This window comes from Bradyrhizobium sp. CB3481, from assembly GCF_029714305.1.
Classification (GTDB): Bacteria; Pseudomonadota; Alphaproteobacteria; order Rhizobiales; family Xanthobacteraceae; genus Bradyrhizobium.
The window spans coordinates 6,113,679-6,128,088 of the sequence record NZ_CP121647.1 but is presented as its reverse complement, the minus strand read 5'-3'; the positions used below and the strand labels follow the sequence as shown (position 1 = coordinate 6,128,088).

11 protein-coding genes are annotated in these 14,410 nt (G+C 63.8%); 5 read left to right on the top strand and 6 right to left on the bottom strand.

The features are described from left to right. Positions 1 to 2 precede the first annotated feature (2 nt). Positions 3 to 875, top strand: a complete 873-nt coding sequence (locus QA643_RS29860) for a hypothetical protein (protein ID WP_283029241.1) — start codon at positions 3 to 5, stop codon at positions 873 to 875. 37 nt (positions 876 to 912) lie between these two features. On the opposite strand, the gene QA643_RS29855 is transcribed toward QA643_RS29860, so the two are convergent. The 3 genes from QA643_RS29855 to QA643_RS29845 form a co-directional block, all read right to left on the bottom strand. After that, a complete protein-coding gene (locus QA643_RS29855; RefSeq protein ID WP_283029240.1) occupies positions 913 to 1,293 on the bottom strand; it encodes a c-type cytochrome in 381 nt (126 codons plus the stop codon). A 51-nt stretch (positions 1,294 to 1,344) separates the two neighbouring features. Further along, entirely contained in the window at positions 1,345 to 2,661 is a 1,317-nt protein-coding gene (locus tag QA643_RS29850) for a Spy/CpxP family protein refolding chaperone (RefSeq protein WP_283029239.1), read from the bottom strand. 621 nt (positions 2,662 to 3,282) lie between these two features. After that, positions 3,283 to 4,503, bottom strand: a complete 1,221-nt coding sequence (locus QA643_RS29845) for a cytochrome P450 (RefSeq protein ID WP_283029238.1) — start codon at positions 4,501 to 4,503, stop codon at positions 3,283 to 3,285. Positions 4,504 to 4,819: 316 nt separating this feature from the next. Here QA643_RS29845 and QA643_RS29840 point away from each other — a divergent pair, with 316 nt between their 5' ends. The 4 genes from QA643_RS29840 to QA643_RS29825 all read left to right on the top strand — a co-directional run bounded on the left by QA643_RS29840 (position 4,820) and on the right by QA643_RS29825 (position 10,788). Further along, positions 4,820 to 5,521, top strand: coding sequence for a TetR/AcrR family transcriptional regulator (locus tag QA643_RS29840; protein ID WP_283029237.1), 702 nt, complete (start codon positions 4,820 to 4,822; stop codon positions 5,519 to 5,521). A 1-nt stretch (position 5,522) separates the two neighbouring features. Beyond that, positions 5,523 to 6,716, top strand: a complete 1,194-nt coding sequence (locus QA643_RS29835) for an efflux RND transporter periplasmic adaptor subunit (protein WP_283029236.1) — start codon at positions 5,523 to 5,525, stop codon at positions 6,714 to 6,716. A 106-nt stretch (positions 6,717 to 6,822) separates the two neighbouring features. Then, positions 6,823 to 9,918: a MexW/MexI family multidrug efflux RND transporter permease subunit gene (locus tag QA643_RS29830; protein WP_283034974.1), complete on the top strand. Its 3,096-nt coding sequence runs from the start codon at positions 6,823 to 6,825 to the stop codon at positions 9,916 to 9,918. A 126-nt stretch (positions 9,919 to 10,044) separates the two neighbouring features. Next, positions 10,045 to 10,788: a hypothetical protein gene (locus QA643_RS29825; protein WP_283029235.1), complete on the top strand. Its 744-nt coding sequence runs from the start codon at positions 10,045 to 10,047 to the stop codon at positions 10,786 to 10,788. Between the two features lie 114 nt (positions 10,789 to 10,902). Here the strand turns inward: QA643_RS29825 and QA643_RS29820 are convergent, their stop codons facing one another. From QA643_RS29820 to QA643_RS29810, 3 genes are all read right to left on the bottom strand, one after another. Continuing rightward, positions 10,903 to 11,790, bottom strand: coding sequence for an ABC transporter permease (locus tag QA643_RS29820; protein WP_283029234.1), 888 nt, complete (start codon positions 11,788 to 11,790; stop codon positions 10,903 to 10,905). Positions 11,791 to 11,793: 3 nt separating this feature from the next. Further along, positions 11,794 to 12,735, bottom strand: a complete 942-nt coding sequence (locus QA643_RS29815; protein WP_283029233.1) for an ABC transporter permease — start codon at positions 12,733 to 12,735, stop codon at positions 11,794 to 11,796. 147 nt (positions 12,736 to 12,882) lie between these two features. Further along, positions 12,883 to 14,394 (bottom strand): ABC transporter substrate-binding protein, encoded by a 1,512-nt coding sequence (locus QA643_RS29810; RefSeq protein ID WP_283029232.1) that lies wholly within the window; start codon positions 14,392 to 14,394, stop codon positions 12,883 to 12,885. Positions 14,395 to 14,410 lie beyond the last annotated feature (16 nt).

The following is a 14,410-nucleotide window of genomic DNA, read 5'->3' as shown; positions in this document are numbered from 1 at the left end:
AAGTGTCTGCTATCAGGTGGTTGATGAAATGCAGTGTCGGCGCGGCGGTCGTGCTGATCGCCTGCGGTTTTGCGACGGCGCGTTTCGGCACCGGGCTGCAGATGCCGGCGACCACGACGCGGGACGGCACGCTGACCACCCTGAGCCGCTACCTGCGCGAGCCCGTGCCCGACATCGTACTGGTCGGCAGCTCGATCGCGTTCCGCCTCAAGGAGGAATATTTTGCAACGCCGGGCTTGCGGAATCTGGCACTGGCCGGCGGCTCACCGGTTACCGGGCTGGAAATCGTCGCGAGCCAGCCGCATCTTCCGGCGATCATTCTGGTCGAGGCTAACGTGCTTGCCCGTCCGGTCGATGCCACGCTGGTCGAACTTTATGCGCGCAGCGACAGCGAGCCGTGGTTCTTTCGCCCTGTCAGGGCTGCGATCGCCGCCTATGAGCAGCGGCTTCATGCCCCGCTTGCGCATGAGCAGGTCGCGGTCAATCTGCGCCGATTGACCGCGCAGCCGCCAAGCGACTTCGACAACCGGATCTATGCGGATCGCGCGCTGCAACAGTTCGAGGCGGAAGATCCGACGGATATGGTACAGTTCAATGAGAAACGGATCGCGGAGTTGATCCGCACGATCGAACTGCGCGGCGCACGGGTATTTCTGTTTGAGATTCCTTATTCGGGGCCGATCGAAGCCTCGCGATACGCCGCCACCACGCGGCAGATTGCCCACGCCGCATTTCCGGATTCGAACCGGTGGTTGCCGATCGAAGTAGACCGAGGCGAGCTGCGCTGGGCAGACGGCGTTCATCTCGACGAGCGCTCGGCGATCATCGTGACCGAGGCGCTGGAACGCGCCTTAGCGTCAGTGCGCATGAAGTAGCCGACCGTCGTTCTCAAGAGCTGTTCAAGGCCGCGCGTCAGCGCCCTTCGGCCAGGAAGGCGATGATCTTCTTTCGGTCCTCGCTCGAGGAGAGACCGCCATACGGCTTCATGTTATTGCCGGGTACGACCTCCTCGGGGTTGGCGATGAAGCGATCGAGCTTCTCTTCATCCCAGACGAAGCCAGCTTCCTTCATCGCGCTGGAGAAGGCGTATTCCGGCAGAGATCCTGCTTTCCGTCCGATGATCTTGTGCAAATTGGGGCCGAGCCGATTGTCGCCTTCGCGTACCATGTGACAGGTCCGGCAGGAATTGTTGAACGCCTGTTGTCCGGAGGCGTCCTGCGGCAGGGCGAACGGCGATGAAAGCGCGTATGCTATCCCGCCCACCGCCATCATCATGAGCACTCGGTTCCGCATGCGTCCGTCTCGCCATCTCATGCGAGCCTCGCTTGAAAGGGTTGGGTTAGCTCACTGGCCTGCCACCTGTTGCAGCGTATTGAAGCGCGCCTTCTGCTCGTTGCTCAGCGTGGCATAGAACTCATCCAATGCCGGCTGCACCAGCGCGGCGGCCTGCAGCATTGCATCGAGCCGCTTTTCCATGGCTTCGAGCCGTCCAAGCGGGGTAAGCGGGACGTCGTCGGGGCAGGCGGCCTGCAGCCGTTCAACCGCATTCTTCGTCGCCTGGCTCAGGCGGTCGAGCGCTTCCTTCTGGTTGCCGGCCGGATGTATCACGGCCTCGATCCGATCGATCGGCAACTGCGTGAGGCTGGACTTCGGCTCGCCGCAGCGCTCGCCTTGCGCGTTTGCTTCCTGTTGCGGCTGTTGCGAACCTTCACCGACGTTCGGGCCGAGGGCGTTGAAGCGCGCCTTCTGCTCGTCGCTCAGCGAATTGTAAAATTGCTCGAGCGCCGGCCGTACGATCCTGACCGCGTTGAGCGTTGCACTGATGCGGGTCGTCATCGCCCGCAAGCGGCCGGGCGGTGTCATTCCATAATAATCGGCACAAGAATCCTTGAACGCGTCGGCGGCCTTCGCCGCGGCGGCCTTCAATTCGTCTAGCAGCGCGCGCTGTTCGGGCGTCGGCTGCACTGCGCGCGCAATCGAGGCGATCGGCCAGGCGGTCACCCCGTCGCCGGGCGCTCCACACAATTCCCGCAGCGTCTGCCGGCTCGCGGTCGGATGCTTGCGCGTTTGATAGCCAGTGATCGCGGCGCCGGGCTCGGGATATCTGGCATAGGCGGAATATGGACTGTCGGCGCCCCAGAACACCGTGTCGACGAAGTCGTCATAGGCGTAGGCCCAGTAGCCGGGATCATAGGCATAGGGCCAGAAGGTGTAACTGAAGATGTCGGAATAGGCGTAGGGCCAGAACACGGGGCCGAGCCAGGCCACAAAGGCTGCGCGGTGACCGCGCCGCCAGGCATGGCGAGGTGCCCAGGCGTTCTCTCGCGCCGTGAGTGCCGCGCGGGCTTGCATGGCATCATTGCTGCGGAATTGGGTGGAAAAACGTCCGCGGGCCGCGGCCTGCGCGGCGGCAGAAGCCGATCGTTCAGCCGAGGGCTGCGGCCCCATCCGCTGCAGGCGGGCTTGGTCGCTTTGCAGCATGCGCTGCTCGCGCTGCAGCCGGCGGTTTTCGGTCTGCAGCAATCGCTGCTGCGCGCGTTGCGCCCGAACGCCTTCCGGCTTTTGCCCCTGCAATTGCTGCACACGCTGCTGCATGCGCTCGATGCGGCTCTGCCGCTCCGTGCTCTGGCGCGTCAGCATGCCGCGCTGTCGCTCCTGCACGACTTGGCGCCGTTCCTCGATGCGTTGTGCACGCTGCTGCGCACGCGTTTCGATTTGTTCGCCTCGCGATTGCCGCGCGGCCGCGGGCGGTGGGCCCTGACGCGATGGTGCGGCAATGCGCGGCTCGGGACGCCGCGCCATGGCCGGCCGCTGCGGCGGTGCGGCACGATGGATCTGGGGCCGCGGCGCAGCAATGTGCGGTGCGGCCGGTCGTGGCGGTGCAGCGATACGTGGCGCGGCATGCGGAGCCATCGCCGGACGCTGCATGGGAGGAGCCGCACGGAACGCCGGTGCGGCTGGTCGTGCCATTGCCGGAGGTGCTGCTGGACGTGCCATCGCCGGCGGCGCCGCCGGGCGCGCCATGGCAGGTGGCGGCCCCGCCGGTCGGGCAGCCGGTGCGGCTGCTCCAGATGGTGGGCCATGGCCTCTTCCTCCTGGTTGGGCAAACGAACCGGTGCTCAGCGCGATCGCGGAGGCACCAAGAAAAAGCGCTGCAAGGCGAACACCGCGCGGAAGCATGGTCGCAACTCCCTCGTGCTTCGTCGCCCGGGGAGTCAACGCGCAAGCGTAGCAATCGTTCACGATTTTGCGACGCCGAAGCTGATGCAATTCGTCACAGTGCTAGCTGACCGTGCAAGGCACACTCAAATAGCCGCGAAAGCGCACCCGGCCGCCGCGGACCGGCTCGCCACGCAGCGCATAATCCGGAAAGCGCGCGAGGAAGCGCGCGATCGCGATCGCGCCCTCGAGCCGCGCCAGCGCCATCCCGGCGCATTGATGCGCGCCGGTGCCGAAGGCCAGGTGCCGGTTCGGCGTACGGCCGATGTCGAAACGCTCAGGGTCGGCGAACTGCGCGGGATCGCGGTTGGCGGCGCCGATGCACAGCGTCACGCCCGTGCCCGGTGGCATCGCAATGCCGCCGAGTTCGAACGGCTCGACGCTCATGCGGTTGCCGAGCTGGTTGGAACTCTCGAACCGCAGCATTTCCTCGATCGCGGTCTTGATCAGCGTGGGGTCTTCGATCAGCCGCCGTTTCTCGCCCGGATGGCCCGATAGTGTCACCAGGCCGTTGCCGATCAGGTTGGTGGTGGTCTCATGGCCGGCATTGAGCAGGAAGATGCAATTGTGCAGCAGCTCCTTCTCGGTCAACCGCTCGCCATTGTCCTCGCCGTGGATCAGCCGTGTCAGCACGTCACGGTCGGGATTGCCGGGCCTCGCCCGCCGCCGCGCCACCAGCACTTCCAGATAGGCGAGAAAGTCCTTTACCGCCTTGTTGCCGCGGGCGAACGCCTCCGCGCCGATCACCGGCTCCAGCGCGCCGAGGATCGCCAGCGACCAGTCGCGCAGCGGCTCACGCTCGTCCTGCGGCACGTCGAGCAGATTGCCGATCACCTCGATCGGGATCGCGGCGGCGAAATCATCGATCAGGTCGACCTTGCCCTTGGCCGCGATGGCATCGAGCAGGCGGTCGATCAGGCGGATCAGGTCGGCCTCCATGCCGGCAATCGCGCGCGGGGACAGCGCGCCCATGATCAGCCGCCGGACGCGGGTATGCGCGGGCGGATCGTTGAAGACGAGGCTCGTGGTGTGGTGCTCGTAGAGCAGGGAGTCGCCGTATTTCGGCAAGAACTCCTTCTTCTTGTCGGAGGAGAAGGCCTTGGTGTTCTTGTAGGCGGCCACCAGGTCGTCATAGCGGGTCAGGAAATACGAGCCGTTCGGCAGCCGCTTGACCGGCTCGGTCTCGCGCAGCGCGCGGTAGGTCGGATAGGGATTGGCGTAGAACTCCGGCGTCAGCTTTTCGAGGTCGAAGGTCGCCGCCAGTTCGTTCGCTTCTAAAACCATGGCTCGCCAATGTTTTGGGAAGACCGACGTCCTCGCGACCGATAATTAGTCGCATATGCAACTATCTTAGATGCCGCGGAGGGCGCGTCAAGCCGGCGCGACGCCGGCAGCTCGATGCCCGACGGGCGTCTTGATGGGCGCGCTGGGGTTGCGGCCTATTTAGAATAAGCTTGAAGATGAGCGCCCGATTCTCGGAAAAATCGTGACCAAACAAGATGATGAGGTTGTGGCTTTAACATCACCCCGCAACAGAATCCGCCGGGTGCGCTGCAATAGATCCTTGACTTCGTCAAGGTGAGTAATTACTCACGCGCCCATGTCTAGCCTGCGCATGACCAGTGACTTGCGGCGCCAATTGATCCTGAGCGCCGCCAAGCGATGCTTCGCCCGTAACGGCTTTGCCGGCACCACGACCAAGAGCGTGGCGGCCGCCGCGGCTATTTCGGAAGGGCTGTTGTTCAAGCACTTCCCATCCAAGGCCGCGCTCTATGCCGAAATCCTGGCGGAGGAGTGCGAGGCCGATCCGGATTTCGCAAACCTGCTCGGCCAGGAGCCTTCAACTGCCACACTGGTCGAACTGGTCAAGGGCATGGTCGGCCACTTCATTGAAGTATCCGACGGCTCGGACCAGGAGGAAGCGCAGCGCCTGCGGCTGATGACGACGAGCCATCTCGACGACGGCGAGTTTGCGCGGCTGCTCTATGACAAGATCGGCGGCCTGATCGGGCCGGTGTTTAAGGCGTCGATCGAAAGCGCGGTTGCGGCCGGCGATGCGGCGCGGATCGGCAGCGATCCGCTCAACCTGTTCTGGTTCGCGCACCATACCGTGCTGATGGCGGCGCTGACGCGGCTTCCCGCCGTGCCCTGTCTTTCCTACGGCAACGCTGCCGACCTGGAGCGGCAGCTTACCCAATTCATCCTGCGCGGCATCGGACTTACCGAGGCCGCAATTGCTTCTCATCTGGACGGCGAGCTGTCACCGACCCCGGGACAATCGGTAACTGCAGAAAGTGCATGACATGAATATCGTGACTGAACCCAAACTTTCGGGCAAGCCGATTACCGAGAAGCCGCACAAGCGGCCGGTCAAGCTGGTGCGCTGGTTCCTCATCGTTGGGACGCTGCTGGCCCTGGTGGTCGGCGTTCTCGTGTTCTTCAAGTTTGTCTTTCTGCCGAATCTGTTCAAGCAGATTTTCAGCAAGGCGCCGCCGCCGATCAGCGTCAACGTCGCCACGGCAAAGTCCGAAACCATTCCGAATCTCCTGACCGCGGTCGGCGATCTCGCCGCCGTGCATCAGGTCAACGTGACCTCCGACGTCAACGGCCGCATCACCGACATCATGTTCAAGGCGGGCGCCGCCGTGAAGGAGGGTACGCCGCTGGTGCAGCTGTTCGACGGACCCGAGCAGGGCGATCTCGCCAACTACAAGGCGCAGCAGCGCGTGGCGCAGATTTCGCTCGATCGTGCCAAGCAACTGGCCGAGCGCCAGGTCGGACCGCAGGCGACGGTGGACAACGCCCAGGCTGTGTTCGACCAGGCCAGCGCCGGCATCGCCAAGACCGAAGCAATCATCTCGCAGAAGCTGGTGCGGGCGCCGTTCGACGGCGAGCTCGGCGTTCGCAAGGTCGAAGTCGGACAATATCTGACCGCCGGCACGCAGATCGTCTCGTTGACCGACCTGTCGGTGCTGTTTGCGAACTTCACCGTGACGGAAAAGGATTCCGGACAGCTCAAGGTCGGCCAGATCGTCCGCATCGCGGTCGATGCCTATCCGGGCCGCACCTTCGAGGGCAAGATCACGACGATCGAGCCGCAGATCGCGACTGAGACGCGCAACATTCGCGTGCAGGCGACGATCCAGAACCCCGACAAGATCCTCAAACCCGGCATGTTCGCGACCACCACCGTGGTGCTGCCGGAGAAGCCGCCCGTCATCACCGTGCCGGAAACCGCTGTTGACTACACGCTCTATGGCGACTCGGTTTACCTCCTGACCGAGAAGAAGGCAGAGGACGGCAAGACCAGCCTCACGGTGACACGAACCTTCGTGCAGACCGGCAACCGCGTCGAAGGACGGGCCGAAGTCCTGAAGGGGTTGAAGGAGGGCGACCGCGTCGTGGCGGTCGGCCAGCTCAAGCTGCAGTCGGGCGCGGCGGTGGAGATCTCGAACGATCCGGTGCCGCCGGTTCCGGCGAAGCCGCCGCGTTACTGACGGACGATCGCGCGGCCTTCAGGGCCGCGCTGGCGAGAAAAGACAGGCGGCGGTCTCCATGGGGAGGCCGTGCCCGGAATGCTGAACTCAGCGGGATAATTCTGTGATGGCCTTAACCGATATTTTCATCAAGCGTCCGGTCCTGTCGATCGTCGTCAGCCTGCTGATCCTCCTGATCGGCCTGCGGGCCGCCAGCGTATTGCCGATCCGGCAATATCCGAAGCTGTCGAACACCGTGGTCAACGTCACCACGGTTTATCCCGGCGCATCGGCCAACCTGATCCAGGGCTTCATCACCACCCCGATCGAGCAGGCGGTCGCTTCCGCCGAGGGTGTCGACTACATCACCTCGTCCTCCGTGCAAGGCACCAGCACGATCCAGGTCTACATCAAGCTGAATTTCGATCCGAACCAGGCGCTCACCGAAGTCCTCGCCAAGGTGAACTCGGTCCGCTACCTGATCCCGAAGGAATCGAACGATCCGATCGTGACCAAGACCACCGGTCAGACCACGGCCGTGATGTATCTCGGTTTCTCCAGCGATGAGCTCTCGGGCTCGGCGATCTCGGACTACCTGACGCGCGTGGTCCAGCCGGTGCTGTCGACGGTCGACGGCGTGGCGTCGGCCGACATTCTCGGCGGCCAGACCTTTGCGATGCGTCTGTGGCTCGATCCGGTCAAGATGGCCGGGCGCGGCGTCTCGCCGAGCGATGTTTCGCAGGCGATTGCCGCCAACAACTTCCAGGCCGCGGCCGGTCAGGCCAAGGGCTACTTCATCGTCTCGAACATCCAGACCAATACCGACCTGCGCAACCTCGAGCAGTTCAAGAAGATGATCGTCAAGTCCAAGGACGGCGGCTTCGTCAGAATCGAGGATGTCGCAACCGTCGAACTTGCCGCCCAGAGCTCTGATGCGAGCGTCGCCTTCAGCGGCGAGCGGGCGATCTTCATCGGCGTGCAGGCGACGCCGCAAGGCAACCCGCTGACGCTGGTCAAGGGCGTGCGCGCGCTGATGCCGGAGATCGAGCGCAACCTGCCGCCGTCGATGAAGATGAAGGTGGCCTATGACTCCACCAAGTTCATTCAGTCATCAATCGATGAGGTGAAGAACACGCTGATCGAGGCCGTAGGAATCGTCGTGGTCGTGATCTTCCTGTTCCTGGCCTCGCTCCGGTCGGTCATCATTCCCGTCGTGACGATCCCGCTGTCGCTGATCGGCGTCTGCAGTCTGATGCTGGCGCTGGGCTTCAGCTTCAACCTTCTGACACTGCTGGCGATGGTGCTGGCGATCGGCCTCGTCGTCGACGACGCGATCGTGGTGGTCGAGAACATCCATCGTCATCTGGAGGAGGGCAAGACGCCCGTACAGGCGTCGCTGCAGGGCGCGCGCGAAATTGTCGGTCCGGTCATCTCGATGACCATTACGCTCGCCGCGGTGTACGCGCCGATCGGCTTCCTCGGCGGCCTGACCGGCTCGCTGTTCCGCGAATTCGCCTTCACGCTCGCAGGCTCGGTGATCGTATCCGGCGTCATCGCGCTGACACTGTCGCCGATGATGTGCTCGGTGCTGCTCAAGAGCGCCGATGAGGGGCGCTTTGCCCGGCTGGTCAACCGTGTGTTCGGCGCGATGACGCGCTGGTACGGCCGTCAGCTCGACCGCTCGCTCGACTATCGGCCGGTCACCGGCCTGTTCGCGCTGACGATGCTGGGTCTGGTCGGCTTCCTCTACATGAACACCGCCAAGGAGCTGGCGCCGGAAGAGGACCAGGGCATCGTGTTCTCGGTGACCAAGGCGCCGAAATACGCCAATATCGATTACGTCGACTTCTATGGCGACAAGCTCGACAAGGCGTTTGCCAAATTCCCCGAAACCGATCTGCGCTTTGTCCTGAACGGCATCAACGGGCCGCAGGGCGGCATCGCCGGCATGCTGCTAAAACCCTGGGAGGAGCGTAAGCGGTCCTCGATCAAGCTGAAGCCGCTGGTGCAGGCTGAAATCAGCAAGATCGAAGGCGTGCAGGCGTTCGCGTTCAACCTGCCGCCGCTGCCGGGCGGACCGGGCGGCCTGCCGATCCAGATGGTGATCAACTCGACCGCCGGTTTCCAGGCCGTCTATGAGCAGATGGCCAAGCTGAAAGACGCCGCGCGCAAGAGCGGCCTGTTCATCGTGTCCGACAGCGACCTCGAGTTCAATCAGCCGGTGGTGCGCGTCTCTGTCGACCGCTCCAAGGCCAGCGACCTCGGCATCAACATGGCGCAGGTCGGCGCCACCCTGCAGACGCTCTTGGGCGGCAACTACGTCAATCGCTTCAATCTCGAGGGACGTTCGTATCAGGTGATTCCGCAGGTGCCGCGCGAGAAGCGGCTGTCGCCGGAATCGCTTGGCGGCTACTACGTCCCGACCAACACCGGGCAGTTGGTGCCGCTGTCGACCATCGTGTCGATCGAGACCGCCACCGATCCGAACTCGCTCACGCACTACAACCAGCTCAACTCCGCCACCTTCTCGGCGGTGCCGATGCCGGGCGTGACGGTCGGGCAGGCGGTCGACTTCCTGGAGGGTGAAGCGAAGAAGCTGCCGACCGGCTTCGGTCACGATTATCTCGCCGACTCCCGCCAATATGTGCAGGAGGGCAACCAGCTCGCGATCACCTTCGGCTTCGCGCTGATCATCATTTTCCTGGTGCTGGCGGCGCAGTTCGAGAGCCTCCGGGACCCGCTGGTGATCATGATCAGCGTGCCCATGGCGATCGTCGGCGCGCTATTCCCGCTGTTCTTCGGCGTCGCGACCATCAATATCTACACCCAGGTCGGGCTGTTGACGCTGGTCGGCCTCATCACCAAGCACGGCATCCTGATGGTGGAGTTCGCCAACGAGCTGCAGCTCAATGAAGGCCTCGACAAGCGTTCGGCGATCGAGATGGCGGCCCGCATCCGGCTGCGTCCGATCCTGATGACGACGGCAGCGATGGTCACCGGCCTGATTCCGCTGTTGACGGCGAGCGGCGCGGGCGCGGCCAGCCGCTTCTCGATCGGTCTCGTCGTGGTCGCGGGCATGTCGATCGGCACGCTATTCACGCTGTTCGTGCTGCCGGCGGTCTATGTCTGGTTGGCGACCGACCACCAGGCTCATGCAAGCTCGGAGCGCACCAAGGAGATCGCCGACTTCGATCTCGGCAACAAGGCGTTGAAGCCGACCTGAGTGCTCACCTCAGGAACAAGCGCCGACGGCGGCAGCGAAACATCGCTGCCGCCGTTTTCATGTTGCGCGCCCCGCGACGCAGCCGGTTCCCCGTGCTAGAAAGAAAAGAAAAAGCAGGGTGCCACCATGACGAGCGACTTTTCCGCCGGCAACTACCGCTTCATCCCGGCCGTGTTCCAGTATTCCGGTGGCGTCGCCGCTAGCCCAGGCTTCGAAATCGAGCGGGTGCGTTTCGATCGGCCGGTGCCGCTGGCCGAAGGATTTACGCGGTTCGCTGAATATATCCAGGCCGCGAGCCGGCCGCTGACCTCGTTCTGCGCCTGCGAGTTGCGCTCGCCCGCCGCGTTCACCGACGAGGGCTTTCGCAATTTCAACCTGCACTACGTCAGGACGCTGGCGGAGTGGGGTATCTATGACGGCACCACCAACCCGGTGGCGCGCAGCAATGTTTGCCCGGAGGTCGATCCGCCGGCCGAGCCGTCGTTCTACGCGTTTTCGTTCACACGGCCGAGGGAGGGCGCTGGGCCAAGCTTCGTGATCGCCGGCAGCGGCGAGTCGCAGGAGGGCAATGCGAGCTACGCCGAACGCACCGTGCGCTACCGCGATATCAGCCCCGATGGCATTGCCGAAAAAGTCCACTATGTCGCCGGCGTAATGGAGCGGCGGATGGGCGAGTTCGGCTTCGGTTGGAAGGATGCAACTGGTGTGCAGACCTACACCATCCACGACTTTCATCACGTCTTCGCCGAGGCGCTGGTCTGCCGCGGCGCTGCGCGCTCCGGCCTGACCTGGCACTTTGCCCGGCCTCCGGTGATCGATCTTGAGTATGAGATGGACTGCCGGAGGGTGCTGCGGGAGCTGGTGATCTAGAGCCACTAGCGGGGTTAGTCGTCATTGCGAGGAGCGCAGCGACGAAGCAATCCATCCTTCCGCTTGCGGCGCTATGGATTGCTTCGCTTCGCTCGCAATGACGGGCGGCGGTGCCTACCGCTCCCTCGGGTCCAGCGCATCGCGCAGGCCGTCACCGACCAGATTGAACGACAGCACGACCAGGAAGATCGCCAGCCCCGGCCAGACCGCCATCCAGGGCGCATTGGTCAAAAAGCGCTGCGCGGCGTTCAGCATGCTGCCCCAGGACGGGGCGGGCGGCTGCTGGCCGAGGCCGAGGAAGGACAGGGCGGCCTCGGCAATGATCGCCGCGGCGATAGACAGCGTCGCCTGCACCAACAGCGCCGGCATGATGTTGGGCAGGATGTGAAACAGCGCGATGCGCCAGCGCGGATTGCCCATGGCGCGCGCGGCTTCGACATAGTCCTCGACCTTGACGCTCATCACCTGGCCGCGGGTGAGCCGCACGAAGATCGGGGTCGCCGAGACGCCGATCGCGATCATGGCATTGCCAAGGCTCGGCCCCAGGAAGGCGGCCAGCGCAATCGCCAGGATCAAGAACGGGCAGGCCAGCATCGCATCGGTGATGCGGCTGATCAGCGCGTCGATGAAGCCGCCGCGGTAGCCTGACAACAGGCCGAGCGGCACGCCGATCGACAGCGCGATCCCGACCGAGATCGCGCCGGCCAAGAGCGAAGCCCGCGCGCCATAGATCACGCGGGCCAGGATGTCGCGGCCGAGCTCGTCGGTGCCGAACCAGTGCAGCGCGGAGGGCGGCTTGCGCACCAGTGACCAGCTTGTCGCGATCGGCTCATAGGGCGAGATCAGCGGCGCAAACAGCGCGAGCAGCACGAAGGTTGCGATCACCACGAGGCCGGCCACCGCGCCCTTGCGCTTGAACAGGCGGCGCAGCGCGCGCCGCGCCGGGCTCTCGAGTTCGTCGGAGGCGGCAGCGGGCAATGCGTTGAGGGCGGCGTCGGTCATCGCTTACGACCTCAGCCGCGGATTGACTAGGACATAGGCAATGTCGGCAATCAGGTTGAGCGTGATGTAGATCGTCGCCGTCGTCAGCACGACGCCCTGCACGACCGCATAGTCGCGGTTGAAGACGGCATCAACGATCAGTTTGCCGAACCCGGGAATCGAGAAAATCTGCTCGGTCAGCACGGCGCCGGACAGCAGCGTGCCGAGCTCGAGTGCGCCGAGCGTGATGACGGGCGTCAGCGCATTGCGCATGGCGTGCTTGAGGATGACCGAGCGCTCCAGCAGACCCTTGGCGCGGGCTGTGCGGACGTAATCGCTTTCCAGCACCTGCAGCATGGCGCTGCGGGTGTGTCGCATCAGGATGGCGGCAATGGCATTGCCCAGCACGAAAGCCGGCATGATGGTCGAGGCGATGCTGGCGCGAAGGTTCTCGGTCGGCGGCACGTAGCCGGAGGCCGGCAGCCAGCCGAGCTGGATCGAGAACAGGAAGATCAGCAAAATCCCGAGCCAGAAGTTCGGCGTCGAGATGCCCCATAGCGCGAAGAAATTGGCGCCGTAATCCCAGGCCGTGCCCTTCTTCACTGCCGAGACGATGCCGGCCGGAATGCCGATCAGGAAGGCGATCACGATCGCCATCGACGCCAGTTGCAGCGTCACCGGCAGCTTCTGCGCGATAAGTTCGCGCACCGGGACCTTGTTGCGCAAGGACTCGCCGAAATCGCCCGACAGCACACCCTTGACCCAATAGACATATTGCACCGGCACCGGCTGATCGAGCCGGTACTGCTGGCGGATCTGCGCGATCACCTCAGGGTCGCGTTCCTCGCCGGCCATCACCAGCGCCGGATCGCCCGGCAGCAATTGCTGCAGCGAGAAGATCAGGACCGACACGAAGAACAGCGTCGGGATCAGCTGCACGATACGGCGCGCGAGAAAGTTCAGCATGGCGCTATCCATGTCCCGGGCGCGGTGCAACGCGAAGCGTTGCGCCGCAGAAACGGGGCCCATATCGAGTAGGTGACAGGTCCCGGCTCAGCAGTGCACCGCTTCGCGCTGCAATGCATCCGGGACACGAGAGCCCGATCGCCGCGCTCACTTCAGCTTCAACCCGACCACGCGCACCAGCCCATCCGGCATCTGCTTGTAGCCCTCGAGTTTGGTCGTGTGGGCGATCAGGATGCGGCGGTGATAGATGTAGAGGAGCGGCTGGTCATCCAGCGTCGACTTGGCAAGCTTCTCGTAGATTGCCTTGCGCTGTGCCAGCTCGGTGACGAGTCGGGCATCGTCCAGTGCCTTATCGGCTTCCGCATTGCTCCAGGCGCTGTAATTCTGTGGCGCGCCGGTCTTGAGGAAGACATAGGAATTGCCGTCTGGATCGATCCGGCCGCTCCACGCCAGCATGAAAGCCTGGTACTCGCCGGCTTCGGCCTGCTTCAGCGACGTCGCGAACTCCGTGACCCTGATCTTCATGTCAAAGCCGGCCTCCGATGCCATCGATTGCACGACTTGGGCGACCGCCTCGGTCTCCGCGCCCTTCGGTACCATGAAATCGACAGTCACCGGCGGCGAGACGCCAGCTTCCTTCAACAGCGCCTTGGCTTTCGCGACATCGCGCCCGCGAATGGGGAAGGACTTCTGGTAATACGGATGATCCGGATTGACCCACTGATTGCCCGGTTTGAACTCGCCGTTGAACACCACCTGGTTGATGGCTTCGCGATCGAGCGAAAGATCGAGCGCCTGACGCACCTTGGCAGACTGGCTGAGCGGCCCCTTGGCCTTGTCCTTGCCGATGTTGAGCGTGATGCCCTGATAGCCGAGTTCGATCGCCGTCGAAAGCTTGAGGCGTGAATCGGCGCGAACGTCCTTGATGTCGGTGGCGAGCACGCGCTCGATCAGATCCAGTCCGCCGGATTTCAGGTTGGCCAGCCGAACCGTGGCGTCGACGATCGGGAGGAATACGATGCGGTCGATAAAGATATTGTCCTTGTTCCAGTAGTCAGCGAATTTCTCGAACACCATGCGGTCCTGCTGGACACGCTCGACGAACTTGTAGGGTCCGGCGCAGACCGGGCGCAGACCGAACTTGTCGCCAGCCTCTTTGGCCGCCTTGGGCGAAACCATCATGCCGGCGCGGTCGGTGAGCTGCGCGATCAGGGGCGAGAACGGCGCCTTCAGCACGAGCTTGATGGTGAGGGGATCGACCACCTCGACGCGATCGACGCTGGCAAGCTCGGGCTTGCGGAACGAGCCAGGCATGGTGAGGTGACGATCGATCGAAAACTTTGCGGCTTCCGCGTTGAATTCCTCGCCGTCGTGAAACTTGACGCCCGGCCGGAGCTTGATGGTGACTTCCTTGCCGTCGGCCGAGGCCTCGTGGCTCAGCGCGAGCTGCGGCACGATGTTGAGCTTTTCGTCGATGTCGAACAGCTTGTCGCAGAACGAGGCGAACACGATGCGGCCGACATAGGTGCGCGCCATGGTCGGGTCGAGGATGTCGGGGTCCTCGGCGAGCCCGATCCGCAGCGTGGTCTGGGCCTGAACGGCCATTGGAAGCGACAGCAGCAGCGCCGCCACGGTGATTGCCGAACGAAAGATTTTCATCGCTACCATCCCCTTA

Excerpts from the sequence above, each read along its gene's own strand:
- QA643_RS29855 (WP_283029240.1), bottom strand. The coding sequence starts at position 1,293 with ATGCGGAACCGAGTGCTCATGATGATGGCGGTGGGCGGGATAGCATAC.
- QA643_RS29845 (WP_283029238.1), bottom strand. The coding sequence starts at position 4,503 with ATGGTTTTAGAAGCGAACGAACTGGCGGCGACCTTCGACCTCGAAAAG.
- QA643_RS29840 (WP_283029237.1), top strand. The coding sequence starts at position 4,820 with ATGTCTAGCCTGCGCATGACCAGTGACTTGCGGCGCCAATTGATCCTG.
- QA643_RS29835 (WP_283029236.1), top strand. The coding sequence starts at position 5,523 with ATGAATATCGTGACTGAACCCAAACTTTCGGGCAAGCCGATTACCGAG.
- QA643_RS29830 (WP_283034974.1), top strand. The coding sequence starts at position 6,823 with ATGGCCTTAACCGATATTTTCATCAAGCGTCCGGTCCTGTCGATCGTC.
- QA643_RS29825 (WP_283029235.1), top strand. The coding sequence starts at position 10,045 with ATGACGAGCGACTTTTCCGCCGGCAACTACCGCTTCATCCCGGCCGTG.
- QA643_RS29820 (WP_283029234.1), bottom strand. The coding sequence starts at position 11,790 with ATGACCGACGCCGCCCTCAACGCATTGCCCGCTGCCGCCTCCGACGAA.
- QA643_RS29815 (WP_283029233.1), bottom strand. The coding sequence starts at position 12,735 with ATGCTGAACTTTCTCGCGCGCCGTATCGTGCAGCTGATCCCGACGCTG.
- QA643_RS29810 (WP_283029232.1), bottom strand. The coding sequence starts at position 14,394 with ATGAAAATCTTTCGTTCGGCAATCACCGTGGCGGCGCTGCTGCTGTCG.